We start from the raw sequence: 22906 nt of genomic DNA, 5'->3' as shown, positions 1-22906 counted from the left end.
GGTTGATAATCCGTCCGACGAATGGGCCGCAAAACGATCAGATCTAGGGGAGACCTCAACGGTCAGCCGCCTGTTGGCAGCATCTGATTTTCCAGACAGAACTCATAGAGTTCGCGATAGGCGGCCTCTTTCATCAACGCCTCAAACCGGGCGCGATGCAGCGCGATGGCCTTGCTGCGCAGGTCAAACAACCGCCCGCCCGACGCCACATCCAATGCGGCCATACCCGCCCTGATTCTATCAGCCTTGGCCGCAAGCCGTGTGTCGGCCTGAACATTGTGATTGCGGCGCAGCCAGTATTTGCGATCAATCAGCCGGTTCGCCTGATGGGCACTGCCACGGTGCGACTTCAGAACAAAACTCGCCGCATCCTTGGTGATGTAGTGGTTGATCTGGGCCAGCGCGCGCAGGCTGGGGTCCTTGGCCCTGAAATTGCGATGTTCGTAGGCGCTGCTCGGCAGGCCGGATCCATTGCAAATTCTGATCTGATCATCGGGAAGCTTCGCGCCATTTGGCCTGTGGATGCCGCACCGCTCATGAGCAGCAGGATCAAACATCGTCTTGAACGGTGTCAGATGCGTAGCAACCCGTTCGTCATCCTCGGCCAGCAAAAAGGTCTCCACCACCAGCTGCTCCGACAGGGTTGCACTGCCTGCGCTGCCAAACTTCTTCCAGTTCACCATGATCTGGTCGCAGTCCGGCACGGCATCAATGAGATCGCCGACGGTTCCCGCGCCGGTGTGAACGACGAGAAACTCGTCAAGATCAAGCGCAAGGACCCATCGCGCATCCCGGAACTCCGGCTGGCGCGCGGCACGTTTGTAGGCTTTGACCTGATGTCGCCCGCGTTCAGCCCGATTGTAGAAATAGGAAATTTCACCGAGATCACGCAGAGTTTTCAGAATTTCATCTGTAAAATCGTCAGAGTCGTTCTGGTAGATGATGATGTTCTGAAACCCGATCATCTTGTGGTAGGCGACCCATTCCAGGATCGAGGGCCCCTCATTCTTGGCAGTCGCAACCAGCGTAAAAGACAACGGAGGCTCCTGATCTCAAACTGAGGAAACTGGTGCGGACGGCGGGACTCGAACCCGCACGGCCATACGGCCAGGAGATTTTAAGTCTCCGGTGTCTACCATTCCACCACGTCCGCACAGCGGGCTTGGCCCGTTGCAATCACAGACCTAGCGAGGACGCCGCAGCGGCACAATGGGATATCTCACGGATCATGGAATTTTTCCCGCATCGGTGTTTCGGACGCCGCGTCATGCGAAACAGGGGTTTCAATGCCCACAGATCACAGGTCCACTTCAGGCGCCGTCGGGCCTGCCCCTTCCGGTGCCAATGGACCACCCGGCGCCACCAGATGCCGCTCAGGCAGCCAAGGATTGAGCGCCAGCGCCTGCTCCAGCGCCTGGCGCGCCTCCGTCAGGCGCGACAACCCGTAAAGCGACAGCGCCCGACCACTCAGCGCCGCAACATGACGCGGCGACAGGGCGATTGCGCGATCCAGATCCGTTAGCGCCGCGCCAAAATCCCGCCGCAGATAATGGACAAAAGCGCGCTGATTGTAGCCCTCGGCGTAATCCGGGCAGTAGGCGACCAACCTGTCAAATGCCTCCAGTGCACCGAGAAAGTCAAAGGCCGAGCGCCGGGTCATCCCCCGATCCAACAGCGCCTGCGCCTGCGCATTGGGTGCATCTGCCCAATATTGCCAGAACTGGTTGGAAATGGCCTGCGCCGTCATCTCATCGCTTGCCGCCTGCACGCGGCGGATCAGCCCTTCGACCGCATTACCATGATCCGGTGCGGCAGGACAGGCCCCGGCCGCCTCGGATTCTCTCGCCTGGCCCGCCCCCTCGGCCAGAGCAAAGGGTGCAGCGGCCGCGAGGCCAAGAGCTAGAAACGGGGCAATCCAAGACTGTCGCATCCCCCTATTCTGCCGCAAAGCGATCGCCGGACAAGTCACGATTTCGCGTGGATGTCACGACTTGGGGGGTCACGGCAGCAGCGCGCTATCCTCGATTACTGCCTGCATGGCGACATAGGTGGAGGTCGACGCGACATGTGGCAGCGCCGAAATCTTCTCGCCCAGCACCGCACGATAAGCCGACATCGACCGCGTCCGCACCTTTAGCAGATAGTCGAAATGCGAGGCCATCAGATGGGCCTGTTCGATCTCGGGCACCCGCGCCAGCGCCGCATTGAATTTCGCCAGCGCCTCCTCTCGGGTATCGGTCAGCTTCACCTCGACAAAGGCGACGTGATCCAGGCCCAGCCGGATCGGATCGATCAGCGCCCGATAGCCTGTAATGAAGCCCTCGGTCTCCAACCGCCGCAGCCGCGCCTGTGTCGGCGTTTTGGACAGGCCGATCCGCCGCGCCAGATCCGCGATGGACATGCGGCCATCCTCTCCAAGCGCCTCCAGAATCGCCTGATCGAACCGATCCATGCCCGGAAAGTCTATTTGCATTGTCCTGAGGTCCTTTTTTGGGCGTTATGCCTATTGATTGCACAACATAGGGCGATTGTCCCGGGAATTTCGCGATATCATATGCGGATAGACCAACCACGGCACGACCTGTGGTTCCTTCGGAGAGTTCCCTAAAATGACAGCGACCCAATCCCGGCCCACGCCCCCCCTGTCCTCCGCACAGACTGCGGACCACGCGGAGGCGCTACGCTACCGCATCGACGCGGGCACCTATGTTGATCAGGCTCAGATGCGCGACCGGCTGTTTGCGCTGGCCGATCTTAGCGCTGCGGACCGTCGCACCATCTGCGCCAATGCCGCCGCCCTGGTGCGCGACATCCGGGGCCATTCCTCGCCCGGCCTGATGGAAGTATTTCTCGCCGAATACGGTCTTTCCACCGACGAGGGCGTTGCCCTGATGTGCCTGGCCGAGGCGCTCTTGCGGGTGCCGGACGCCGACACCATCGACGCGCTGATCGAGGATAAGATCGCGCCGTCGGAATGGGGCAAGCATCTGGGCAAATCCACCTCCTCTCTGGTCAATGCGTCCACCTGGGCCCTCATGCTGACCGGCAAGGTGCTTGACGAAAAACGCAGCCCGGTCTCGGCGCTGCGCGGCGCCATCAAACGTCTGGGCGAACCGGTGATCCGCACCGCCGTCAGCCGCGCGATGAAGGAAATGGGCCGCCAGTTCGTGCTGGGCGAGACCATTGAAGGGGCCATGAAACGCGCCGCCGGGATGGAAGCCAAAGGCTACACCTATTCCTACGACATGCTGGGAGAGGCCGCCCGCACCGAAGCGGATGCCGCCCGCTATCACCTGGCCTATTCCCGCGCGATTTCGGCCATCGCGGCCGCCTGCGACAGCGAGGATATCCGCCAGAATCCCGGTATCTCGGTCAAACTCTCGGCGCTGCATCCGCGCTACGAACTGGCGCAGGAAACCCGCGTCATGGAGGAACTGGTGCCGCGCCTGCAGGCGCTGGCGCTGCTGGCCAAGGCCGCCGGCATGGGGCTGAACGTCGACGCCGAAGAGGCCGACCGCCTGTCCCTGTCGCTTGAGGTGATCGAAGAGGTGATCTCCGATCCCGCGCTTGCTGGCTGGGATGGGTTTGGTGTGGTGGTGCAGGCCTATGGACCGCGCACCGGAGTGGCGCTGGATGCCCTCTATGATATGGCCAACCGCTATGACCGCCGCCTGATGGTCCGCCTTGTCAAAGGCGCCTATTGGGACACCGAGGTAAAGCGCGCCCAGGTCGAGGGCGTCGATGGGTTCCCCGTCTACACCCATAAATCGCTGACCGATGTGTCCTACATCGCCAACGCCCGCAAACTGTTGTCGATGACTGACCGGATCTACCCGCAGTTTGCCACCCATAACGCCCATACCGTCGCAGCCATTCTGCATATGGCCAAGGACACCGACAAAGGCGCCTATGAGTTTCAGCGCCTGCATGGTATGGGCGAGACCCTGCATCAGATGGTGCTGGAACAGAACCGCACCCACTGCCGGATCTATGCGCCGGTAGGCGCCCATCGCGACCTGCTGGCCTATCTGGTCCGCCGTCTGCTGGAAAATGGCGCCAACAGCTCCTTTGTGAACCAGATCGTTGATGAAAATGTGCCTCCCGAAGTGGTCGCCGCCGATCCCTTCGATCAGGTCGAGGATCTGACTGCGAACCTGCGCAGCGGACCGGAGCTGTTCCAGCCGGAGCGGCCGAACTCCACCGGGTTCGATCTGGGCCACGCCCCCACCCTTGCGGCGATCGACGCCGCCCGCGCGCCTTGGAAGAGCCACAGCTGGACCGCAGCGCCCCTGCTGGCCAAGGCGCCCGCGAGCCCCAGCACCACCGAAGACGCAGTACGCAACCCGGCTGATCTCACCACGGTAGGCCAGGTGCACAGCGCCGGTCAGGCCGAAATCGAGGCGGCCCTCGGCGCCGCAGCCCCATGGCAGGCCAGCGCCGACATCCGAGCCGAAGTGCTGAACCGGGCCGCCGACCTCTACGAGGCAAATTATGGCGAACTGTTTGCGCTGCTGACGCGCGAAGCGGGCAAGACGCTGCCCGACTGTGTGGCCGAGCTGCGCGAAGCGGTGGATTTCCTGCGCTACTACGCCGCCCGCATTCCAGCAGAGCCGCCGGTCGGCGTGTTCACCTGCATCTCGCCCTGGAACTTCCCGCTGGCGATTTTCTCCGGCCAGATTGCAGCCGCCCTGGCAACCGGCAATGCAGTGCTCGCGAAACCGGCCGAGCAGACCCCGCTGATCGCCCATCGCGCCATCGCGCTGCTGCATGAGGCAGGCGTCCCGAAAGAGGCGTTGCAGCTGCTGCCCGGCGGCGGCGCTGTTGGCGGCGCGCTGACCTCAGATCCGCGCGTCGGCGGCGTCGCTTTCACCGGCTCCACTGCAACCGCACTGAAAATCCGCGCTGCCATGGCCGAGCACCTGCGTCCCGGCGCGCCGCTGATTGCCGAGACCGGTGGTCTCAACGCGATGATCGTGGACAGCACCGCGCTGCCGGAACAGGCCGTTCAGGCCGTCATCGAAAGCGCCTTTCAGTCGGCAGGTCAGCGCTGCTCGGCCCTGCGTTGCCTCTACCTCCAGGAAGATATCGCCGATAACGTGTTGAAAATGCTCAAAGGCGCGATGGATGCCGTGCGGCTTGGCGATCCCTGGCACCTGGCAACCGACAGCGGACCGGTGATCGACGAGGCCGCCCGCGCCGGTATTCTCGCCCATATCGACACCGCCCGCGCCGAGGGCCGGGTGCTGAAGGAACTGACCGCACCGCAGGGCGGCACCTTCGTGGCGCCAACCCTGATCGAAGTCTCCGGCATCAGCGCGCTGGAACAGGAGATCTTTGGCCCGGTCCTGCATGTCGCCCGCTTCAGATCGCAGGATCTCGACCGGATCATCAACGATATAAATGCCACCGGCTATGGGCTGACCTTTGGCCTGCACACGCGGATCGACGACCGGGTGCAATATGTCTGCGACCGTATTCACGCAGGCAACCTCTATGTGAACCGCAACCAGATCGGTGCCATCGTCGGCAGCCAGCCCTTTGGAGGCGAAGGCCTGTCCGGCACCGGTCCCAAGGCCGGCGGCCCCTTCTACATGACGCGTTTCTGTGCGCCTGACCGTCAGCAGAGCACCGACAGCTGGCCCGCCGATACCGCAGCGATGGTGTCTCTGCCCGCGCCAACAGGTCAGCCAATGCAACAGACCACCACCAGCCTGCCCGGCCCGACCGGCGAATCGAACCGCCTGTCGCAGCAGGCCCGCCCACCGCTGCTCTGCCTGGGACCGGGACCACAGGCCGTGGCGGCCCAGGCCCGCGCCGTTCACGCGCTCGGCGGCACCGCGATCGAAGCGACCGGCCCCTGCGATATGCCCCTGCTTCTGACCGCAGAGGGAATCTCCGGGGTGATCTGGTGGGGTGATGAGGCAACCGCGCGCGAGATTGAGACTGGGCTGGCGCGACGCAACGGGCCAATCCTGCCGCTGATCCCCGGCCTGCCGGATGTGGCACGGGTACAGGCCGAACGGCATGTCTGCGTCGACACCACCGCCGCAGGCGGCAACGCAGCCCTGCTTGGCGGGATGTCCTGACCGCGAGCGTCAGGCCAATGCGCACAATATCCGGCTAAACTCTTGACGCTGGGCCATATCCGACCCAGCGTTCCCCCATGTTTCCAATCCGTGACCACAACCCCTCCGGGCGCACGCCCTATGTGACCTATGCGCTCATGGTTGCGAATATCGCGATCTTTGCGCTGACCTACTTTGGCTATGACAGCCCGCGCCGCCTGACCGCGCTCTACAACGCCTATGCGTTGCTGCCGGCGGAGATCATGGCAGGCTATGACTGGAAAACCCTGGTCACCTCGACCTTTCTGCATGGCAGCTGGATGCACCTGGGCGGCAACATGCTGTTTTTATGGATCTTTGGCGACAATATGGAGGACGAGATGGGGCATTTCACCTTTCTCGCCTTCTACCTTGTTTCCGGTATCGGCGCCGGGCTGGTCCATGTCGCAAGTGCCCCGGACTCGCTGGTGCCGCTGGTCGGGGCCTCCGGCGCCATTGCCGGTGTCATGGGCGGCTACCTACTGCTGTTCCCACGGGCGCGCGTCGATATCCTGTTGATCCTGATCATCTATTTCCGCGTCTTCTCGATCCCTGCCTTCGTCATGCTGGGCGTCTGGCTTGGCATGCAGTTCCTCGGCGGGATCGGCTCTGACCCTCAGGCAGGCGGCGTCGCCTATTGGGCGCATGCCGGCGGTTTCGGCGTCGGGCTGGTATTGACACTACCGCTCTGGCTCAGGCGCGGCGGGCCGGTGTACTGGGGCAAGACCCACGGCCATCCGCCTCATCCCGAGGTCAGCTATACCGACAGCCGCATCCCACGCGTGCAGCGCAGGCCATCCGCCCCCAACCGGCGCAACACCCCCTGGGGCAAGTAGCCGTCCAGATATCGCAATCTCAAACAAAGGGCCGCAGCAGATGTCCGCATCCACCTCCGCCACGCCGCAGAACGGCGCCCAGCCCTGGCAGGCAAGCTGTCATTGCGGCGCCGTTGTAATCAGAGCCGAGCTGCCTGACGGGCTCGCCTCAGCCAGCCGTTGCAATTGCTCCTTCTGCATCCGTCGCGGGGCCGCGGCAGTGACCGCGCGCACCGCCAGCCTGACCATTCTCAAAGGCGCCGAAAATCTCAGCCTCTACACCTGGGGCAGCCATACGGCGAAACACTATTTCTGCAAGACATGCGGCATCTACGTCTATCACCAGCGCCGTTCCGATCCGGCAGAATGCGGGATCAATCTGGGCTGCATCGACGGTGGCAACCCGCGCACCCACGCCGAAACCTATGGTGACATTCCCTGGCACGACGGGGTGAATCACCCCTCTGACGGCTAGGCAGACGCCGCAAATCAGCCGCAAAACAAAAACGCGACCCGAGGGGCCGCGTTTAAATACGTCAAATCCAGCGAAAAAACCGGGGCGGCATCAGCCCCGGATCACCTTGGCAAAGCTGTCGTAAATCGACTCATTGGCGCAGAGCACATCCCCGGAGGTAAGGATATCATCCTCGGGGTTCACCGCTTCGATAAGGCCGCCTGCCTCCTGCACGATGATCACACCCGCAGCCAGATCCCAGGCATTCAGGCGGCGCTCCCAGTAGCCCTCGTAGCGGCCCGCCGCCACATAGGCCAGATCCAGCGCAGCCGCGCCCCAGCGACGCACACCGGCGCAGGCAGGCATCAGACGCGCCAGATCCTGCAGGGTCGCAGGCAGGTCGGAACGACCGGCAAACGGCAGCCCCGTCGCAAAGATCGACTCGATCATGCGATGACGGCCCGAGACCCGGATCCGGGTGTCATTCATCCAGGCGCCAGCACCTTTTTCGGCAAAGAACATCTCGTCCTTGGCGGCATCATACACAACACCGGCGACAACCTTGCCCTTATGCTCCAGCGCGATGGAAATCGCCCAATGCGGCAGACCGTGCAGGAAGTTGGTGGTGCCATCCAGCGGGTCGACGATCCAGCGGCGGGTCGGATCTGCGCCTTCTTCTTCGCCACCCTCTTCGGCCAGCCAGCCGTAAGTGGGGCGGGCGCCCATCAGCTCTTCTTTCAGGATCTTCTCGGCAGCGATATCGGCCTTGGAGACAAAATCGCCTGCCCCCTTTCTCGACACCTGAAGGTTTTCAACTTCGCGAAAATCCTTGACCAGCGACCGCCCCGCCTTGCGGGCAGCTTTGATCATGATGTTGAGGTTTGCGCTGCCAATCATGCGAAAGACTCCTGAGCGAAAAGGGGGAGATGTCGGTCAAACCGTGCCTATACGCGCCTGATTGCCGCTTGCCAAGGCCCAATAGGAGCCTGAACGCACCAGTACGACACATGAGAGCTATGCCTCTGGCGCATGGGTATGCCCTGCTCTGCCCCCTGCGCCACCGCCAGTGTTCGCGCACTACTGCTGTTGCAGCCTGCGCGCCTCCACCTTGGCCAGTCGGATCAGCTCCTGCATATAGGGTTTTTCACGATCTTCACTGCGGATCGCCGCATAAAGCCTGCGGGTGATCCCTTTGGAAGTCAGCGGCCGGGTCACATAGTCGGAGGAATATTTGACCTCCCGCACCACCCAGTCCGGCAGCACCGAAACACCCCGGTTCGACGCCACCAAGAGCAGGATCACCGCCGTCAGCTCCACCTGCCGGATGCCGGCAGGTTCCACGCCCGCAGGCGTCAGCAGCTGGCTGAAGATATCCAGCCGTGCCTTGTCCACCGGATAGGTGATCAGGGTCTCGCCGCGAAAATCCTCGGCCTCGACATAGGGTTTCTCAGCCAGCGGATGCAGCGCCGAGGCAACAAAAACCGGTTTATAGTCAAACAACTCGATAAATTCGATTCCCGGCAGCACCTCTGGATCCGAGGACACCACCAGATCGACCTCCTCCTTTTGCAATGCAGGCAGCGCGTCAAAGGCAAGGCCGGGGCGAATATCGACATCGACATCGGCCCAGTTCTTGCGCAGCCCCTCCAGCACGGGGAACAGCCATTCAAAACAGGCGTGGCATTCGATGGCGATATACATCCGCCCGGTGTTTCCGTCACGCAGGGCCGAGAATTCCGCCTGCATCGCCTCCACCTGTGGCAGCACCTGATCCGCCAGCCGCAGCAGCCGCAGCCCCGCTGCCGACAGTTTCATCGGCTTGGAGCGGCGCAGGAACAATTCGACCCCCGCCTGATCCTCCAGCCCCTTGATCTGATGGCTCAGCGCGCTCTGAGTGATATTCAGCTGATCGGCCGCCCGCGCCAACCCGCCTTCCTGATGTATGGCCTTGATGGTGCGCAGGTGACGAAATTCGATGTGCATCTATCGTGTCGCTCATGTTGTTCTTGAGTATTATGAAATTGTTTCACAATAGACGCTATGCAACAAGAGATGAAATCATGCGGAGCGCTTTTGAAAATGACGACCCCTGACATCTCTTTTGAATTCTTCCCGCCGCAGTCGCTGGAGGCCTCTTTCCGGCTCTGGGATACGGTTCAGACACTGGCGCCGCTGGCGCCCCGCTTTGTCTCCGTCACCTATGGGGCCGGCGGCACCACCCGCGACCTGACCCGCGATGCGGTGGCAACGCTGCATAAATCCTCCGGTCTCAATGTGGCGGCGCATCTGACCTGCGTGAACGCCAGCAAATCCGAGACCATGGAGATTGCCGACCAGTTTGCCGAGGCCGGCGTGCGCGAAATCGTTGCCCTGCGTGGCGATCCGCCAAAAGGCTCCGCCGGGTTTGAACCCCACCCCGAGGGTTTTGCCAATTCGGTCGAGCTGATCTCGGCGCTGGCAGAGCGTGATCAGTTCTCGATCCGCGTCGGCGCCTATCCCGACCGCCACCCGGAGGCCACTAGCGCGCGTGCGGATGTCGACTGGCTGAAGCGCAAACTGGACGCTGGCGCCGATGAGGCGCTGACCCAATTCTTTTTTGAAGCCGATACATTCCTGCGCTTTCGCGATGACTGCGCCAAGGCCGGGATCGACACCAGCCGCATCACGCCCGGTATCCTGCCCATCGAAAACTGGAAGGGCGCGCGCAATTTTGCCAAACGCTGTGGCACCAATATTCCGGCCTGGATCGACGATGCCTTTGACAAGGCGATCCGCGATGGGCGCGAGGACCTGCTTGCCACGGCGCTGTGCACCGAGCTCTGCTCCGATCTGATGGACAACGGCGTTGACAAGCTGCATTTCTACACGCTGAACCGGCCCGAGCTGACCCGCGATGTCTGCTTTGCGCTCGGCATCACACCAACGGTCTCGCTGGAGAACGTGGCGTAGCGCTTGTCCTGCCACCGCTGTCCTCCTAGCCTTTGATCAGGTCGCCCCTGCCGCTGTCGGCGGGGGCATCGTCTTTGCCGACCGGATCAGGATTTCTGCATGACCTCACCCATAAGTTCGCCCGAAACGTCGGCCAAGACGTCCTCCACCACCGCCGCAGCCGCTTCCCCTCTGCGCCGCGCGACCGGCCCGGACGACCTGCTGCGCCCCGAGGACATCACCGGCATGTCCGGGCTGGACTTCATGCAGGGCATTCTCGCAGGTCGCCTGCCCGGCCCGCCCATTGGCGAGACACTCGGCTACCACCTGCACAGCGTCGAGGCAGGCAAAGTGGTGTTTCGCGGCACCCCGGAATTTGCTGTGACCAATCCAATGGGCACGGTCCACGGCGGCTGGTACGGCACCCTGCTGGACAGCGCCATGGCCTGCGCAGTGATGACCCGCGTGCCGAAGGGAGCAGCCTATACCACGCTGGAATTCAAGGTAAATATCCTGCGTTCCATCCCACTCGGCACTGAAATCGAATGTATCGGGATGACCGACCATGTCGGGCGCTCGACCGGTGTCGCCCATGGTGAGCTGCGCGGGCTTGCGGATGGCCGCCTCTATGCCACCGGCTCCACCACCTGCATCGTGATGCAGATCACCGTCGGCTAAGCGCCGAAGCGCTTCCCCTCCGGTGCAGGCGCTGCTTGGAGTTCGGAAACTCCCCCAAAGATCGCTCCCAGAGGGAGCGCGCCCGGCTCTTTTGGCCAACGCATAAAAAATCAAGCAATGTCTGTAAAGCGTGTTGGGCGTTTGATCTTTGCCGCCGCGAAGATGTTTTGTGCCGCAAGAATCATTTATTTTTCAGTTCGATAGTTTTGGAGGTTAAGAGCGCTTGCAGTCCTGATTGATTGCCACAACTTTGCAACCTTAGTTGCATCGACCATTTGGCTGAAAAGCAATCATCAGGTTTCTCGTGCGGCTTTCGATCTTGTGAGCCGCATAATGCGATCTGAAACCTCATCCTCTTTAGATTGCGCCATCCTGGTGCGCCCCCACATCAAGCCTGCACAGATAAAATACCAACGAAAGAACCATGGGGCGAAGAGCACCAACACTCCGATGCCCAGAACCATGTTGACGATTGCTCCGAAAATACCCGTTTTCTCAAGCAGGAGGACGGACAGAATGCCAACAGGGATCATGGGTAAAAAGAACCAAATCCACAGCGTTCCGAAGGCGAATATAGCCAGGAGAGGCACTCTCCTTGCGACCTTGAGCACCCAAGCCTCGTGGCGCACAAAACGTAACTTCACCCAAAGAGGCAATTTCCGAACAAGAAATGCGTCATGTTCTTCTATTGTGTTCAGCTCAGTCATGTAGTCACAATTTTCCCCCTAATAACAAGTCACATAGCAGGCTTTCGCCCTGCGCGCAGCATCCTTTTACATGCGCGTATCCCTTTGTCTTTCAACACATCTCTGAATCAATCAGCGTCATATCCGCGGTCCCCAAGCAGCCGGTCGGCATCAGGCAGGCTGCTCAGCGATGCCCGTGCGCCAATGTAGTCGCTGACCTGACCGGCCGTGACGAACAGGTTGAGCGGTCGGCCCTGGCTATCGCGGATGGCATGCAGCTTGGTGTTCATGCCACCCGTGGTCCGGCCAATCAGACGTCGACGCCCCCCTTTTTGACGCCCATGCTGGTCGCTGTCCGGTGGGCCTTCAGATACGTCGCGTCCACTGCCCGGCAGTTGATTACGCAGCAATCAATGAGAGGGGATCATCACGGTCTTCTGTTCGCCATCCTCGGCGGCCAGGCCGACCATCATCCGAGCGAAAATGCCCTTGTCGCTCCACCGCTTCCAACGGTTGTAGAGGGTGTTCTGCGGGCCATATGCTGTAGGCGCATCGCGCCATCGTAAGCCACTGCGATTAATGAAGATAATCCCACTCAGCACCGGCCCGTCATCAACGCGTGGTTCGCCGTGGGACTTCGGAGAATAAGGCTCACGGCGCGCCACCTGCGCGTCCCTCAGCCAGAAAAGATCAGACATGTTCACCGCTCGTTTTCGAACCGTGAACCATCCAGCCAAGCGGAAATCAATGGGGCCTGACCCTAGTTAGCGGATACCATTTGCTTCCTGCAGTTCCCGCACATAGCGGATGACGCCACTGACGTCGCCATCGGTAAGCCCCTGCTGCGGCGGCATGCTGCCAAAATCCCAGTGGTGTGCCCGCACTCCGTTGCGGACGGCGAGCAGGAAGGCAGCGTCACCATGGTGAGATGGTTCATAGATGTTATGAACCAGCGGCGGCCCAATCCCGTTTCGTCCGGCGGCATTCGTACCATGGCACTCGGCGCAGACCGCATCAAAGGCGCGTTTGCCGATTGCTGCAGTCTGGCTCAAGTCATGCGGCAGCTGAACCTCCGTAAGGGGGGCACCGTATTCCAAAACGGAACCCTGCAGGGCCGCATCGTTTCCGCCAGCGCTGCGAAGTACGAAATAGGTCGCTCCCGCTGCACAGGTCGCAGCAACAATGATCGTGGTGATTTTGTTCATGAGAAGTTCTTTCATCTTTGGAAGTCAGGCGCTGGTCTCAGTATCCCGCCGGAAAGCGCCGCGAAGGCGCGAATTTCCTGGTAGCGGATCCGCACATCCTCGCTTTGCTGGTAGAAACGGAACAGATCCTTCAGCGGTGAGGAAAACTCCTTGTGTGCCGATAGCATCGCCACAAGCGCACCCAGCGAGACGCGCTCCTGCAAAACAAAATAGCCGCCCAGGGAATAGAACAGGAACGGGGTCAAGGCTGTCAGGAAGTTGTTGATGGCCTTGGCAAGGAATTTCAGCCGGTGGATCTGCAGTCGCAGATCCTGCAGTTGGCGGAAGCTCTGCGCAACCGGCAGAACGCCGGAGCCCAACTCCCGCAGTTGCAAGTCCAGATGGCCACCAAGCAGGCGCATCTCGCGGATACGTTTGCGGGATACCGCATTTACCCGCCGCTGCAGTCGCGGCACGATGATCAGTTGCAAAGGGAGCACTGTGAGCGCAGCAGCCGCGAGGATCGGATCCTGCACGAACATGAACAGAAGGATTGTCGCGAGGGTTCCGCCTTGAAGGAGCGGGACTGCCAGCAGTTCGGAGGCAAAGCCGCCGACAGGCTCAACCTCGGGACCAAGTACTGGCATGATGGCAGCCTGGCGCTGCGCGGGGTGCTTTCGTCGCCACTGGCGGTAGACTGCAAGGCGGAGCCGGCGCACGAAGCTCTCGGCGACCCGACCCTTGCAGATGTTCAGCCAGTATTTATTGAGGCCGTTGAGCGATATAACCGCCAGATAGGCGCCGCAGAGCACAAACAGCAGCGAGATTTGCGGGAGGTCATATCCCAGGACCGCAACCGTCCCGTCTTGGCTCTCAAAAACACGGTTCACGATCTGCTTGGGCAGTTCAAGTGTCAGGTAGAGGGTGGGCATGGCGGTCAGGCTCAGCACAACCAGGACTGCCTGCTGCCGTCCGGTGGCGGTCAGGATATGGCGCGGAAGACTGGCCCGAATTCCGGCTGCCTGCCCCGGTATCGCTTCATCAGGTGACACGACGGTCCGAAGATGCCTGCGCAGCAGCAAGGCCGCCTGAACCGCCAAGGTTGCTGCCAGCAGTGCCGGGGCGAGAACCAGCACCAGATGCATCACCGGATGCAGCCAGGCCGGCGCGCTGCTGTCATAGCTGAAGCCAAGTGCCGCCGCTGCATCATGCGCTAGACTGTGAAATTTGGGCATCGAATTCTCTGCTGGAAAACACGGGAAGCGGGATGGCCCGCCTCCCGCCTAACTTAGTTCAGGGCCGTCACGGTAAGCTTGCCCTGGATCCGCTCGGCAACGAACTCGATGGCATCGCCAACCTCGAGCTGGTCCAGCATCGCCTGATCCGCTACCCGAAACACCATGGTCATCGCGGGCATCTCCAGGTTCACCAGTTCCTCATGGATGATGGTAACCTTGCCAGATTTGGTATCGAGCTTTTTTACCGTGCCCTTGGTGAAGCTACCTGCGCTATCAGCCAGCACGGCAACCGGCCCGTGCATGCCCGATTCATAATGACCAGGGATCAGGCATGCGAACTCGAATGTGCCTGCATTGGAGAAGGTCCAGATGACCTCTCCGCTTGCACCCGGATCTAGGCGCACCGAGTTCGGATCATCATGTTCCATCTCCATTTCGGCCATCATCGCCTTGTGCCGAACATTACGCTCTGCCGTATCCAGCACAAACTCATGCTCCAGCTCACCGGCGTTGGTAATCACAAATTTCACCGTCTCATTCTTAACAAAAGAAAAGCTGGAAGGCTCAAACAGCATCTCCCCGTCATCGGTTTCCATCATGGTGACGGCGACCTCGCGGTCCGTGCGGGACAGGTCGCCGGGCTTGCCAACTTCCATACCGCCATCATGGCCGCCGCCGTGTGTTCCATCGGCAAAGACCGGGGCTGCGGGAAGTAGGCAAAGAAGGGCGGTGTAAAGAGCTTTGTTCATGTTTGTTTCCTTATTAGGTTTGGTTGAGGTCAAGGGCTGGTCAGCCCTTAACGGGTGGTTTGGGGGTAATGCGCGTCTGCGCGTCTTCGACGCGGGCAGTCTCCGGGAGCTGTCCGGTCCACTCATAGGCCTGGGTGCCGGGCGGGTTCTCGTACCAGCCGGGATCGCTGTAGTCGTCTGCGCCGATGCCCTCGCGCACCTTCACGACCGAGAACATGCCGCCCATTTCCAGCGGCCCGTAAGGCCCCCAACCGGCCATCATCGGAACGGTGTTGTCGGGCAGCGGCATCGACATCTCACCCATATCCGCCATGCCTGAGGTGCCCATCGGCATGTATTCTGGCTGCAGCTTGCGGATCTGACCGGTCAGCTTGCGCTTGTCGGCCCCGATGAAGGTCGGAATGTCGTGGCCCATGGCGTTCATCGTGTGGTGGGACTTGTGGCAGTGGATCGCCCAGTCGCCCGGATGCACCGCGTCGAACTCATAGGCACGCATGGCGCCGACGGGAATGTCGATCGACACCTCCGGCCAGCGGGCGCTTTCCGGAACCCAGCCGCCGTCGGTACAAGTGACCTCAAAGTCGTAGCCGTGCATGTGAATCGGATGGTTGGTCATGGTCAGGTTGCCGGTCCTGACCCGCACCCGGTCGCCCTGATTGACCACCAGCGGGTCGATGTCCGGGAAGATCCGGCTGTTCCAGCACCACAGGTTGAAATCCGTCATCTCCATCACCCGCGGCACATAGGCGCCAGGGTCGATGTCGAAGGCGTTCAGCATGATCAGGAAATCCCGGTCGACGGGCATGAAGGAGGGGTCCTTGGGATGCACGATGAACATCCCCATCATGCCCATCGCCATCTGCACCATCTCATCGCCATGCGGGTGGTACATGAAGGTGCCGGATTTGATCAGGTCGAACTCATAGACAAAGGTCTTGCCGGGCGGGATGCCGGGATGGCTGAGGCCGGCAACCCCGTCCATACCGGAAGGCAGGATCAGTCCGTGCCAATGTACCGTGGTATGCTCCGGCAGCTTGTTGGTGACGAAGATCCGCACCCGGTCGCCCTCCACCGCCTCGATGGTGGGACCGGTGGACTGGCCGTTGTAACCCCACAGATGGGCGGTCATGCCGTCTGCCAGCTCGCGCTCGACCGGCTCGGCGACCAGGTGGAACTCCTTCACCCCGTTGTTCATCCGGAACGGCAGCGTCCAGCCGTTCAGCGTGACCACCGGGTTGTAGTCCGGCCCGGTGGTTGGGGCCAGCGGCGGCTGGGTTGCCGCGCTGTTCATGCTGGCGGCCTCGGGCAGGCCCATGTTCGCGGTCTTGCCCCAAGCCTGGCTGGACACCAGCGCAGCCCCCGCCGCGCCGGCTCCAAGCATTTGACGTCTGTTCATCATGTCATTTGATCCTTTCAATGGCCTGCGCCGCCGCCGGCAGCGATCTCGGCGCTGCCGCCCTGCGGAGCTGATTCCGCACCGCCGCCATAGATCGCGGCGCTGACATTTGCCTGAGCCAGCCAGAAATCGCGCTTGGCATTGGCCGCTTCCAGCGAGCCCGCCAGCTTTTCGCGCACGTCGGTCAGCAGTTCGAAGGTGCTGGTGATCATGCCGTTGTAGCTGAGCAGCCCTTCCTCCTCGATGGTCCGGCGCAGCGGCACCAGCACGTCGCGGTAATGTCGGGCGATCTCGTAGGAGGCGTAATAGGCCAGCTCTGCGCTGCGGGCCTCTGAGCGGACATTGACCGCCCGTTCCGCCAGCGCATTGGCCGCCTGCATGTAGGACAGCTCCGCCTTGCGCATCCGTGCCTTGCCGGTGTCGAACACCGGGATGGCGAACTCCAGCTCCAGCTGCGGCAGGGTTTCGGTTTCCGTCTCCCCGTCCTCCCGCTCGCGCTCGGCCTCCACCCCGGCAATCAGTTCCAGGTCTGTGACCAGCCGGGTCCGGTCTGTGAGGCCAAAGGCACGGGCCTGCGCTTCCAGCCCCAGCTTGGCCACCTGCAGGTCTACCCGGTTCTGCAGCGCTGCCTTTTCGATTGCCGACACTTTGCTCAGCGACTTGGGCAGCGGCGGCAGCGCATCGGGCACATAGTAATTGGCATCGCTGCCCCACAACCCCATCAGCCGGGTCAGCTCCTCTTTGGCAAGCTTTGCCTCCAGCCGGGCGCGGGCCACTTGCCCCGCGAGCTCTGCATTGAAGGCAAACTCCCGCGCTTGGCTCGCCTTGTTCAGCGCGCCGGTCCTACCCAGCTGGCTGGCCAGCTCTGCCCCCGCCGCTGCTGTCTCGCCAGCCTGGCGCAGATAGCTCAGCCGCTCAAAGGCCGCCACGGCGTTGATCCACGCCTGCCGAGTTTGCCCGGCCAGCGCCAGCGTGTCGTTCACCGCGTTCAGCTGCGCCTGCTGGAACTGCGTCTCAGCCACGGCGATGCGCTGCTTGCGGGTCTTCACGTCCAGCAGGTTCATGGCGATGGTGGATTCCAGGGCGCGGTACAGGCCCAGCTCCGGCGCGCCGATCCCCATCAGGCCGATCGAGACCACCGGGTTCTCCGGCGTCATCTGCTGCCAGGCATCCGCTGCCGACAGCCCGACAGCGGCATAAGACGCCTGCAGGCCTTTATTGTTCAGAAGAGCCGCCTGCACTGCGGTATCAGCAGAGATTGTCTTGCCCTGCACCAACTGCCGGACTTCTTTCGCCAGCGCCTCGTTCTGGGCCTGTGTCTGGGCAAAGGCGGTACGCTTGCCGATTGCGGCCGCGGTTTGGCTGGCGACCTCCTGAAACCCGGCCTGCGGGCTGGTATATTTTTCCGGCACCGCCGCCGAACAGGCGGCCAGCACCAGGGGCGACGCCAAAAGAACGCGCCAAGTTTTCGCTGTCATCAGTGGTTCTCCTGCTGCTGCCCGTTGACACCGCGCCAGGACGCAGGGCCGCGGGGCGTGTGGTTTTCAAATCCCCTGAAAGGGGACTGGTAATTCAGGGACCGGTAGGGGCCTGAGGGCGCGGCGGCACGTTGCAAGTCTGCGGTATCGGGCAGCGCCGCCGGTGACTTGGCGCACGCCCCCAGCAGCAGGGCGCCCGCCCCGGCCAGTAAGAGAGATTTCATGTGTTCTTCCTGAGAAATATCTGCGCGGCTCCTGCATGGATGTGCAGGAGTGATTAGCGGCCGTTAATAACGGTTCAGATGTTTCAGGCTTTCGGAGGACGCAGCAGGGAGTTCAGTTGCTGGGACGGCAGCTGCGAAGCTGCTTGCCGCCAGCGCACTGGGCGCTTGAGGGCGATTTCCGCCGACTCCAGGGAGATCACTCCAACCGCCATACAGGCGCCTAGGCAACAGTTTCCAGTGTCGGCAGCATTTTGCGACGCCTCCTGGGGATCATGCGCCCCGGCCGTGGAAACGTCTTGCGCCGCGGCGATCACGGCAACGTCGCCGTGGTTGCTAGCACTTTGCGCAGTCAGCGTATTGCCGTGGTGCCCCGCGACAGTATGCGCGGCGGATGGCAGCGAAAAACCCAGCACAATGATCACTGCACATGTAGCAGTCACCCTGATCAGCCGAAGAATATGTGCCATAAACGCCATGCGGTTATTTCTTCCGAAAGGACCCGACCGCGTCAAGGCGGCAATCATGCGTCGAGAGCACAAATCAGCGCTTTTAAGAGGTCTTTTCCGTCAATCCAGGGGATGGATCCCCAAGCTTCGGAAAAAGCCACAAACCTTCCAGCGCAGGAAGGGCGCTGCAGTTCACGGTGATGATTCGGTCCCTGAATTAGTCGATAAAGTCACAATCCAGTACCCCGATGGATACTCAGCTAAGGGAAGGACGCAGCCCAAAGCTGTCGTAGATAAGTGGTGCCGCGCCAAAGATGCTGCTGGTGCGAAACTCCGTGGTCATTTCCCCGGAAGCGGACGCTCGCCAGGGCCAAGTTGCTTCATGGGATGCTGCGGGTTGCACCGGAGGCAGCGGAACGCAAAACCAGCCGTCCGCGGAAGGTGCTCCAGACGAACAGTTTGAGCCCAACGTGTAGGAATGCTGCGGGGCGACGAATGACAGGTCGGCCGTCGGCAGCCCAAAACATGCTAAAACCAAACGAGGTTTTGCCACAGGGTTGTGGCGCGAGATTTTCTGGAGACTTCGGGCTTCAGGCTGTGCGTGGCAAAAGGGCCGTTTCTTGCGCCTGGCGGCTTGCAGGGGGATAATGTTCAAACGCTTACCGGTTCAAACACCTTTGCCCGCGTCGAAAATCCGCGCCACATTTGCAGATGGTTGCACTCCGCGTTTCCATTGGCTCGGCGGAACGCCGGTCTCTCGTACAAATTCCCGATTGAAGTTCGATTTGGTGTTGAAACCGCTGTCCAGCATCGCATCGGTGACGGTTGCACCATCCTCGATAAGCTTGCAGGCATGACGAATGCGCCAGCTATTGATGTAGCGAGAGACATTGGCACCGGTCGCGCGGTTGACGGCCATCGAAAGGCGCTTCTCCGGCAGATGCAAGCGGCGCGAAAGCCGCGACAAGCTCAGGTTGGGATCAAGATGCATGGGCTCGCGCCTCAAAAACGTCTCAAGCACTTCCAGGATTTCGATGTCCTCTTTACTCGTCTCTCTGGGGCGTGGAGCTGGCTCATCTGGGTCTTCGCCAACCACACCCGCTGCAGAGGGGCTGCCACTGAGCAACCCCAAAAGCACAAGCACCAGAGACGAAGAGAAGGTGATCAGCCATCCAGCCCATTTTTCGTTGCCCGTCATGAAGGCGACCGCGATGAGAACGTCGCTGAGGGCGGAAGCAATCAACGCCCAGCCCAGGACCTGCCAAAGAACCTTAGGGACTCGCCCGGCGTCCAGCCGGGCAAGGGGCATGTCTGTGGCGCTGTGCAACAGATATAGGATCGCGCAGCCATAGCCAGTAAAGACTAGCGGCACGACGATATCCGTCGTCTCGGGCGCGAAGACACGACAGAACAGTGTAAATGACGGGGCCGCGCCGTGCAGCACGGTTTGACGCAGCGATATCCGGCTGATCAGGGCATCCTGCAATGTGATCCAGGCGAGCGGCGGGATGACCGTGGCACTGACTGGCAAAATGGGTCTGAGCCACGCAATATCGTAGCCCAGAACCAGAGCGACCAGAAGAGATTGAACCGCGCAGGCGGTAAGGAAGGCGACAAGCAGCGGCCTGCCCTCTGACATAAAGGTGCGAGCGGCAAGATACGCGAGGACAATGGCTGCAAAAGCAGGGATCGGGAGCATGGGCATGCCACGACTATTGTCCAAAATCCGGATTGTGACGACCTGAATCCCGAAAATAGGACGCGATAAACTGCCTTTATCCGCACATCAATTGGCATGCGTTCAAAAACGGAGGTTCCCATGAAACGCCTTGCCCTTCTCACCATGCTTGGATTGCCAATCGCGGCTCCGGTTGCGGCGGATATGCTGCCCGGTTATGACCGGTTCGATCTGACGGCCGACCACCGCGCCAGCCCCATCGCCGCCTCGATTTGGTATCCGGCAGCGAACCCCACATATCGCGCGCCTGTCGGCGATGGTCCGATCTTCGACCCGACCTTCGCGTTCATTGGCCCCGCCATTGCACAGGGAGAGCATCCGCTTGTACTTTTGTCCCATGGATCAGGCGGTAATTCCGATAGCCTGGGATGGCTGACAAGCGGCCTTGTCGCGAACGGGGCGATTGTTTTGGCGGTGAACCATCCGGGATCCACAAGCGGCGATAGTTCCCCTCGCCGATCGGTTGATCTGGGCGCGCGCGCAAATGACCTGACGGCCGCGCTCGACATGATCCTCGCTGACCCTGCTTTTGCGCCATTCATCGATCCAGATCGGATTGGCGTCGTCGGATTCTCCTTGGGCGGGACCACCGCTCTCGGAATGGCCGGCGTCCGCTTCGATGGTGCTGCGCAAGACACGAATTGCAGCACTGGTTCCGATGCTGCTGATTGCGTTTTCTTCCGCCGTGGCGGAGTACGGTTTGCCGACTACCCCGGTTTCGAAGCGGATGCACGCGACCCGCGCATCTCACGGGCCGTGATTGTCGACCCCGGCTTTGGCGGTGCCGCTGATCCAGGGACGCTCCAGGGCGCTTTGGCGGGGATTACTCTCATCAACCTGGGTGATGCAGACAGACTCGGAGCTGTTGACGTGGGACCGGATGGAAATGACCTCGCGAACAGGTTGCCCGATGCAACATACGTTGAGATTGCAGCGGCAAACCACTTCACGTTCCTCGGCACCTGCAAATCTGGTGCCGCCGCGTTGCTTGAAGAGGAGCAGGACGACCCGATCTGCACGGACCCGAAAGGCGCGGATCGCACCACTGCGCACTTGCAGCTGATTGACGCAATTACGTTTGGTCTTGAGCTCTAAGAGAGGCTCTCGCTCGATCCACCAATAAAAAAGAGTGCGGCTTCCAGTTAACAGCGCCGAAGGCAGCACTCTTTGCCAAGACTCAACAGTTTCTAACACCGGCGGAAAGGACCGGTTTTGACGCCGCTAAATCATCAAAAATGATCTTGGCGCAGCCGCAGCGGAAGCCCGTTCTATCTAATATTTTTCCATTTAGATCAGTTGGTTAGGCTCGTGTCATGCGTGTGGACCGCGTTAACCAATCTGACAAGGTGGAAGCCACGGGATGGAAGCGCCGTGCTATGGGGAAAGCGCAGACATCGGTCCATAATATCGGTTAGAGTTTCGCGGTTTTTCTGAGTTTGTAGGCTCCGCGCAGGTGCCTTTGGCATGGGGTTGGTCTCGTTTATCGGCCTTACTGCGTCGGTTTGGCCCCCGTTGCGACGCATGGATTGGATTGGGGCAAAGCCTCTTTGCGACCGGCACCTGCCAGGAAGCCGTAATGGCGCATGCGATGGAACCGGTTTGGCAGGACGTGCATCAGGAAGCGGCGGATGAACTCATACGTATTGAGCCGCATTGTCTTCATGCGAGCCCCACTATTGATCCGGTAGTCTTTCCATTTGAAGGCCACGGTGTTTGCATCAGCGCTGACCAGGCGGTGGTTGGAGGTGGCGATGCGGTGGGTGTAGCGGGACAGGTATGCCAGTACGGTGAGATCACCAGAGAACCTCAGTTGTCCTGCGCGGTGCAGGGCCATCAGGCCTTCGATAAACACCCGCCGGGACAGCCGCGACAGCATGCGCACATGCAGAACAAACCCAGGTTTGCAGGCAACCCACCGGGTGCCGTCCGGCGGCAGGCCGCCACCCGGGACGATCATGTGGATGTAGGGATGATGGGGCCACGCCGGAGGCGTGCTTTCAGCACGACGCTGATTCCCAGGTGTGCAGCACGCTGGTCAAGCCGACACGGGCGCCGAGCGCTTCCGTGCGACGGATCTCGATGGCCGACGTGGGGCGCAGTTGGCTGCGCTGAAGGCGCGATGCAATTGCCGCCGTGAGAGCGGGTTGATCCGGGGCTTTCCGGGAAAGAGCCAGCCATCCGGTGGAGCCTCACGCCAGGAGTCACGCAGAAGCTCCAGCAATCCGGGCGACAGCATTACCTTGCGATCCTTGCCGCCTTTGCCCTTCTCGACGTGGACCAACATCCGATCGCTGTCGATATCCGTGACCTTGAGATTGCAAACTTCCGACGCGCGCACCCCTGTACCGTAGGAAATACTGAGCGCCGCTCGATACTTAAGCCGAGGGCCGGGCGCGACCCTGAGGATCTCGAACACCTCTTCGGCGCTGAACACCACCGGAAGCTTGCGCGGTTCCGTGCGAAAGTGCAGGCAATCCTTCATCGCGGGCTGTTTACACGTCGTCTCGAAAAAGAACCGCAAACCCACAAGCCCCGCATTGTTGGTCGACGGGGTGACATTCGTGTTCACCATATGCAGCTGGTAAGCGCGCAGGTCTTCGGGCGTTGCAGTATCCGGCGATCGGCCAAGAAAATCGAACGGCCCGGATGTGCGCCTTCTGCGAACTCTCCCCTCGCCCTTTGATCCGCATATCTTCGATCATCCGCTCTCGAAGCGGTGTCAACTTCATGTCCGCCATGGGAAACTCCTGTCTGTTGATTGAGAGACCCCAATCGTCAGACAGACACG

The 22906-nt window shown here is 61.2% G+C and carries 21 protein-coding genes, 1 tRNA gene and 2 pseudogenes; 6 read left to right on the top strand and 18 right to left on the bottom strand.

Annotated elements, in window-relative coordinates:
• Nucleotides 1-62 precede the first annotated feature (62 nt).
• From VXL81_RS06720 to VXL81_RS06705, 4 genes are all read right to left on the bottom strand, one after another.
• Nucleotides 63-1037: a glycosyltransferase family 2 protein gene (locus tag VXL81_RS06720; protein ID WP_416542896.1), complete on the bottom strand. Its 975-nt coding sequence runs from the start codon at nucleotides 1035-1037 to the stop codon at nucleotides 63-65.
• Nucleotides 1038-1067: 30 nt separating this feature from the next.
• Nucleotides 1068-1153: transfer RNA gene (locus VXL81_RS06715), tRNA-Leu, on the bottom strand.
• A 144-nt stretch (nucleotides 1154-1297) separates the two neighbouring features.
• A complete protein-coding gene (locus VXL81_RS06710; protein ID WP_416553442.1) occupies nucleotides 1298-1930 on the bottom strand; it encodes a tetratricopeptide repeat protein in 633 nt (210 codons plus the stop codon).
• A 69-nt stretch (nucleotides 1931-1999) separates the two neighbouring features.
• Complete coding sequence (locus VXL81_RS06705) at nucleotides 2000-2473, bottom strand: Lrp/AsnC family transcriptional regulator (protein ID WP_416536269.1); 474 nt, start codon at nucleotides 2471-2473, stop codon at nucleotides 2000-2002.
• Between the two features lie 136 nt (nucleotides 2474-2609).
• On the opposite strand from VXL81_RS06705, the gene putA reads away from it, so the two are divergent.
• The 3 genes from putA (at nucleotide 2610) to VXL81_RS06690 (ending at nucleotide 7394) form a co-directional block, all read left to right on the top strand.
• Nucleotides 2610-6086 (top strand): bifunctional proline dehydrogenase/L-glutamate gamma-semialdehyde dehydrogenase PutA, encoded by a 3477-nt coding sequence (putA, locus tag VXL81_RS06700; RefSeq protein ID WP_416553440.1) that lies wholly within the window; start codon nucleotides 2610-2612, stop codon nucleotides 6084-6086.
• Nucleotides 6087-6163: 77 nt separating this feature from the next.
• Entirely contained in the window at nucleotides 6164-6940 is a 777-nt protein-coding gene (locus tag VXL81_RS06695) for a rhomboid family intramembrane serine protease (RefSeq protein WP_416553438.1), read from the top strand.
• 40 nt (nucleotides 6941-6980) lie between these two features.
• Nucleotides 6981-7394, top strand: coding sequence for a GFA family protein (locus tag VXL81_RS06690; protein ID WP_416553436.1), 414 nt, complete (start codon nucleotides 6981-6983; stop codon nucleotides 7392-7394).
• A gap of 90 nt (nucleotides 7395-7484) precedes the next feature.
• Here the strand turns inward: VXL81_RS06690 and VXL81_RS06685 are convergent, their stop codons facing one another.
• Complete coding sequence (locus VXL81_RS06685; RefSeq protein WP_340545240.1) at nucleotides 7485-8270, bottom strand: inositol monophosphatase family protein; 786 nt, start codon at nucleotides 8268-8270, stop codon at nucleotides 7485-7487.
• 180 nt (nucleotides 8271-8450) lie between these two features.
• A complete protein-coding gene (locus VXL81_RS06680) occupies nucleotides 8451-9356 on the bottom strand; it encodes a LysR family transcriptional regulator (protein WP_260087555.1) in 906 nt (301 codons plus the stop codon).
• 96 nt (nucleotides 9357-9452) lie between these two features.
• Between VXL81_RS06680 and metF the strand changes: the two genes are divergently transcribed.
• Entirely contained in the window at nucleotides 9453-10322 is an 870-nt protein-coding gene (gene metF / locus VXL81_RS06675) for a methylenetetrahydrofolate reductase [NAD(P)H] (protein ID WP_260087554.1), read from the top strand.
• 99 nt (nucleotides 10323-10421) lie between these two features.
• Nucleotides 10422-10979: a hotdog fold thioesterase gene (locus tag VXL81_RS06670; protein WP_416553434.1), complete on the top strand. Its 558-nt coding sequence runs from the start codon at nucleotides 10422-10424 to the stop codon at nucleotides 10977-10979.
• A gap of 293 nt (nucleotides 10980-11272) precedes the next feature.
• On the opposite strand, the gene VXL81_RS06665 is transcribed toward VXL81_RS06670, so the two are convergent.
• The 10 genes and pseudogenes from VXL81_RS06665 to VXL81_RS06620 all read right to left on the bottom strand — a co-directional run bounded on the left by VXL81_RS06665 (nucleotide 11273) and on the right by VXL81_RS06620 (nucleotide 20085).
• Entirely contained in the window at nucleotides 11273-11686 is a 414-nt protein-coding gene (locus VXL81_RS06665) for a hypothetical protein (protein WP_416537353.1), read from the bottom strand.
• A 110-nt stretch (nucleotides 11687-11796) separates the two neighbouring features.
• A pseudogene (locus VXL81_RS06660) lies at nucleotides 11797-12363 on the bottom strand (IS5 family transposase); the annotation flags it as partial.
• Nucleotides 12364-12429: 66 nt separating this feature from the next.
• The gene (locus VXL81_RS06655; RefSeq protein WP_416553432.1) at nucleotides 12430-12870 is read right to left on the bottom strand and encodes a c-type cytochrome; all 441 of its coding nucleotides are present in this window, start codon (nucleotides 12868-12870) and stop codon (nucleotides 12430-12432) included.
• 11 nt (nucleotides 12871-12881) lie between these two features.
• Nucleotides 12882-14084 (bottom strand): ABC transporter ATP-binding protein, encoded by a 1203-nt coding sequence (locus VXL81_RS06650; protein ID WP_260088069.1) that lies wholly within the window; start codon nucleotides 14082-14084, stop codon nucleotides 12882-12884.
• A 53-nt stretch (nucleotides 14085-14137) separates the two neighbouring features.
• Nucleotides 14138-14836: a copper-binding protein gene (locus VXL81_RS06645; protein ID WP_416536278.1), complete on the bottom strand. Its 699-nt coding sequence runs from the start codon at nucleotides 14834-14836 to the stop codon at nucleotides 14138-14140.
• Between the two features lie 40 nt (nucleotides 14837-14876).
• Complete coding sequence (locus tag VXL81_RS06640; protein ID WP_260081312.1) at nucleotides 14877-16235, bottom strand: multicopper oxidase family protein; 1359 nt, start codon at nucleotides 16233-16235, stop codon at nucleotides 14877-14879.
• 14 nt (nucleotides 16236-16249) lie between these two features.
• Nucleotides 16250-17710, bottom strand: coding sequence for a TolC family protein (locus tag VXL81_RS06635; RefSeq protein WP_416553429.1), 1461 nt, complete (start codon nucleotides 17708-17710; stop codon nucleotides 16250-16252).
• Nucleotides 17710-17934: a hypothetical protein gene (locus tag VXL81_RS06630; protein WP_260084249.1), complete on the bottom strand. Its 225-nt coding sequence runs from the start codon at nucleotides 17932-17934 to the stop codon at nucleotides 17710-17712. The genes VXL81_RS06635 and VXL81_RS06630 overlap by 1 nt, the downstream gene beginning before the upstream one ends.
• 83 nt (nucleotides 17935-18017) lie before the next feature.
• Nucleotides 18018-18410 carry a hypothetical protein gene (locus VXL81_RS06625; RefSeq protein WP_260108715.1) on the bottom strand — a complete coding sequence of 131 codons (393 nt, stop codon included), beginning with the start codon at nucleotides 18408-18410 and terminating at the stop codon, nucleotides 18018-18020.
• A 637-nt stretch (nucleotides 18411-19047) separates the two neighbouring features.
• Complete coding sequence (locus VXL81_RS06620; RefSeq protein WP_416542892.1) at nucleotides 19048-20085, bottom strand: helix-turn-helix domain-containing protein; 1038 nt, start codon at nucleotides 20083-20085, stop codon at nucleotides 19048-19050.
• Nucleotides 20086-20199: 114 nt separating this feature from the next.
• Here VXL81_RS06620 and VXL81_RS06615 point away from each other — a divergent pair, with 114 nt between their 5' ends.
• Nucleotides 20200-21213 carry an alpha/beta hydrolase family protein gene (locus VXL81_RS06615; protein WP_416553427.1) on the top strand — a complete coding sequence of 338 codons (1014 nt, stop codon included), beginning with the start codon at nucleotides 20200-20202 and terminating at the stop codon, nucleotides 21211-21213.
• A gap of 451 nt (nucleotides 21214-21664) precedes the next feature.
• On the opposite strand, the pseudogene VXL81_RS06610 reads toward VXL81_RS06615, so the two are convergent.
• A pseudogene (locus tag VXL81_RS06610) lies at nucleotides 21665-22175 on the bottom strand (transposase); the annotation flags it as partial.
• On the bottom strand, nucleotides 22154-22696 hold the full coding sequence (locus VXL81_RS06605) for a tyrosine-type recombinase/integrase (RefSeq protein WP_416553528.1): 543 nt from the start codon (nucleotides 22694-22696) through the stop codon (nucleotides 22154-22156). The pseudogene VXL81_RS06610 and the gene VXL81_RS06605, both read right to left, overlap by 22 nt.
• Nucleotides 22697-22906: the final 210 nt, after the last annotated feature.

Source organism: Phaeobacter sp. JH204B (assembly GCF_048055755.1).
In the GTDB taxonomy this organism is placed as follows: Bacteria; Pseudomonadota; Alphaproteobacteria; order Rhodobacterales; family Rhodobacteraceae; genus Phaeobacter; species Phaeobacter bryozoorum.
This window is presented reverse-complemented; position numbering and strand designations above follow the sequence as displayed.

Excerpts from the sequence above, each read along its gene's own strand:
- VXL81_RS06710 (WP_416553442.1), bottom strand. The coding sequence starts at position 1,930 with ATGCGACAGTCTTGGATTGCCCCGTTTCTAGCTCTTGGCCTCGCGGCC.
- VXL81_RS06705 (WP_416536269.1), bottom strand. The coding sequence starts at position 2,473 with ATGCAAATAGACTTTCCGGGCATGGATCGGTTCGATCAGGCGATTCTG.
- putA (WP_416553440.1), top strand. The coding sequence starts at position 2,610 with ATGACAGCGACCCAATCCCGGCCCACGCCCCCCCTGTCCTCCGCACAG.
- VXL81_RS06695 (WP_416553438.1), top strand. The coding sequence starts at position 6,164 with ATGTTTCCAATCCGTGACCACAACCCCTCCGGGCGCACGCCCTATGTG.
- VXL81_RS06690 (WP_416553436.1), top strand. The coding sequence starts at position 6,981 with ATGTCCGCATCCACCTCCGCCACGCCGCAGAACGGCGCCCAGCCCTGG.
- VXL81_RS06685 (WP_340545240.1), bottom strand. The coding sequence starts at position 8,270 with ATGATTGGCAGCGCAAACCTCAACATCATGATCAAAGCTGCCCGCAAG.
- VXL81_RS06680 (WP_260087555.1), bottom strand. The coding sequence starts at position 9,356 with ATGCACATCGAATTTCGTCACCTGCGCACCATCAAGGCCATACATCAG.
- metF (WP_260087554.1), top strand. The coding sequence starts at position 9,453 with ATGACGACCCCTGACATCTCTTTTGAATTCTTCCCGCCGCAGTCGCTG.
- VXL81_RS06670 (WP_416553434.1), top strand. The coding sequence starts at position 10,422 with ATGACCTCACCCATAAGTTCGCCCGAAACGTCGGCCAAGACGTCCTCC.
- VXL81_RS06665 (WP_416537353.1), bottom strand. The coding sequence starts at position 11,686 with ATGACTGAGCTGAACACAATAGAAGAACATGACGCATTTCTTGTTCGG.
- VXL81_RS06655 (WP_416553432.1), bottom strand. The coding sequence starts at position 12,870 with ATGAACAAAATCACCACGATCATTGTTGCTGCGACCTGTGCAGCGGGA.
- VXL81_RS06650 (WP_260088069.1), bottom strand. The coding sequence starts at position 14,084 with ATGCCCAAATTTCACAGTCTAGCGCATGATGCAGCGGCGGCACTTGGC.
- VXL81_RS06645 (WP_416536278.1), bottom strand. The coding sequence starts at position 14,836 with ATGAACAAAGCTCTTTACACCGCCCTTCTTTGCCTACTTCCCGCAGCC.
- VXL81_RS06640 (WP_260081312.1), bottom strand. The coding sequence starts at position 16,235 with ATGATGAACAGACGTCAAATGCTTGGAGCCGGCGCGGCGGGGGCTGCG.
- VXL81_RS06635 (WP_416553429.1), bottom strand. The coding sequence starts at position 17,710 with ATGACAGCGAAAACTTGGCGCGTTCTTTTGGCGTCGCCCCTGGTGCTG.
- VXL81_RS06630 (WP_260084249.1), bottom strand. The coding sequence starts at position 17,934 with ATGAAATCTCTCTTACTGGCCGGGGCGGGCGCCCTGCTGCTGGGGGCG.
- VXL81_RS06625 (WP_260108715.1), bottom strand. The coding sequence starts at position 18,410 with ATGGCGTTTATGGCACATATTCTTCGGCTGATCAGGGTGACTGCTACA.
- VXL81_RS06620 (WP_416542892.1), bottom strand. The coding sequence starts at position 20,085 with ATGCCCATGCTCCCGATCCCTGCTTTTGCAGCCATTGTCCTCGCGTAT.
- VXL81_RS06615 (WP_416553427.1), top strand. The coding sequence starts at position 20,200 with ATGAAACGCCTTGCCCTTCTCACCATGCTTGGATTGCCAATCGCGGCT.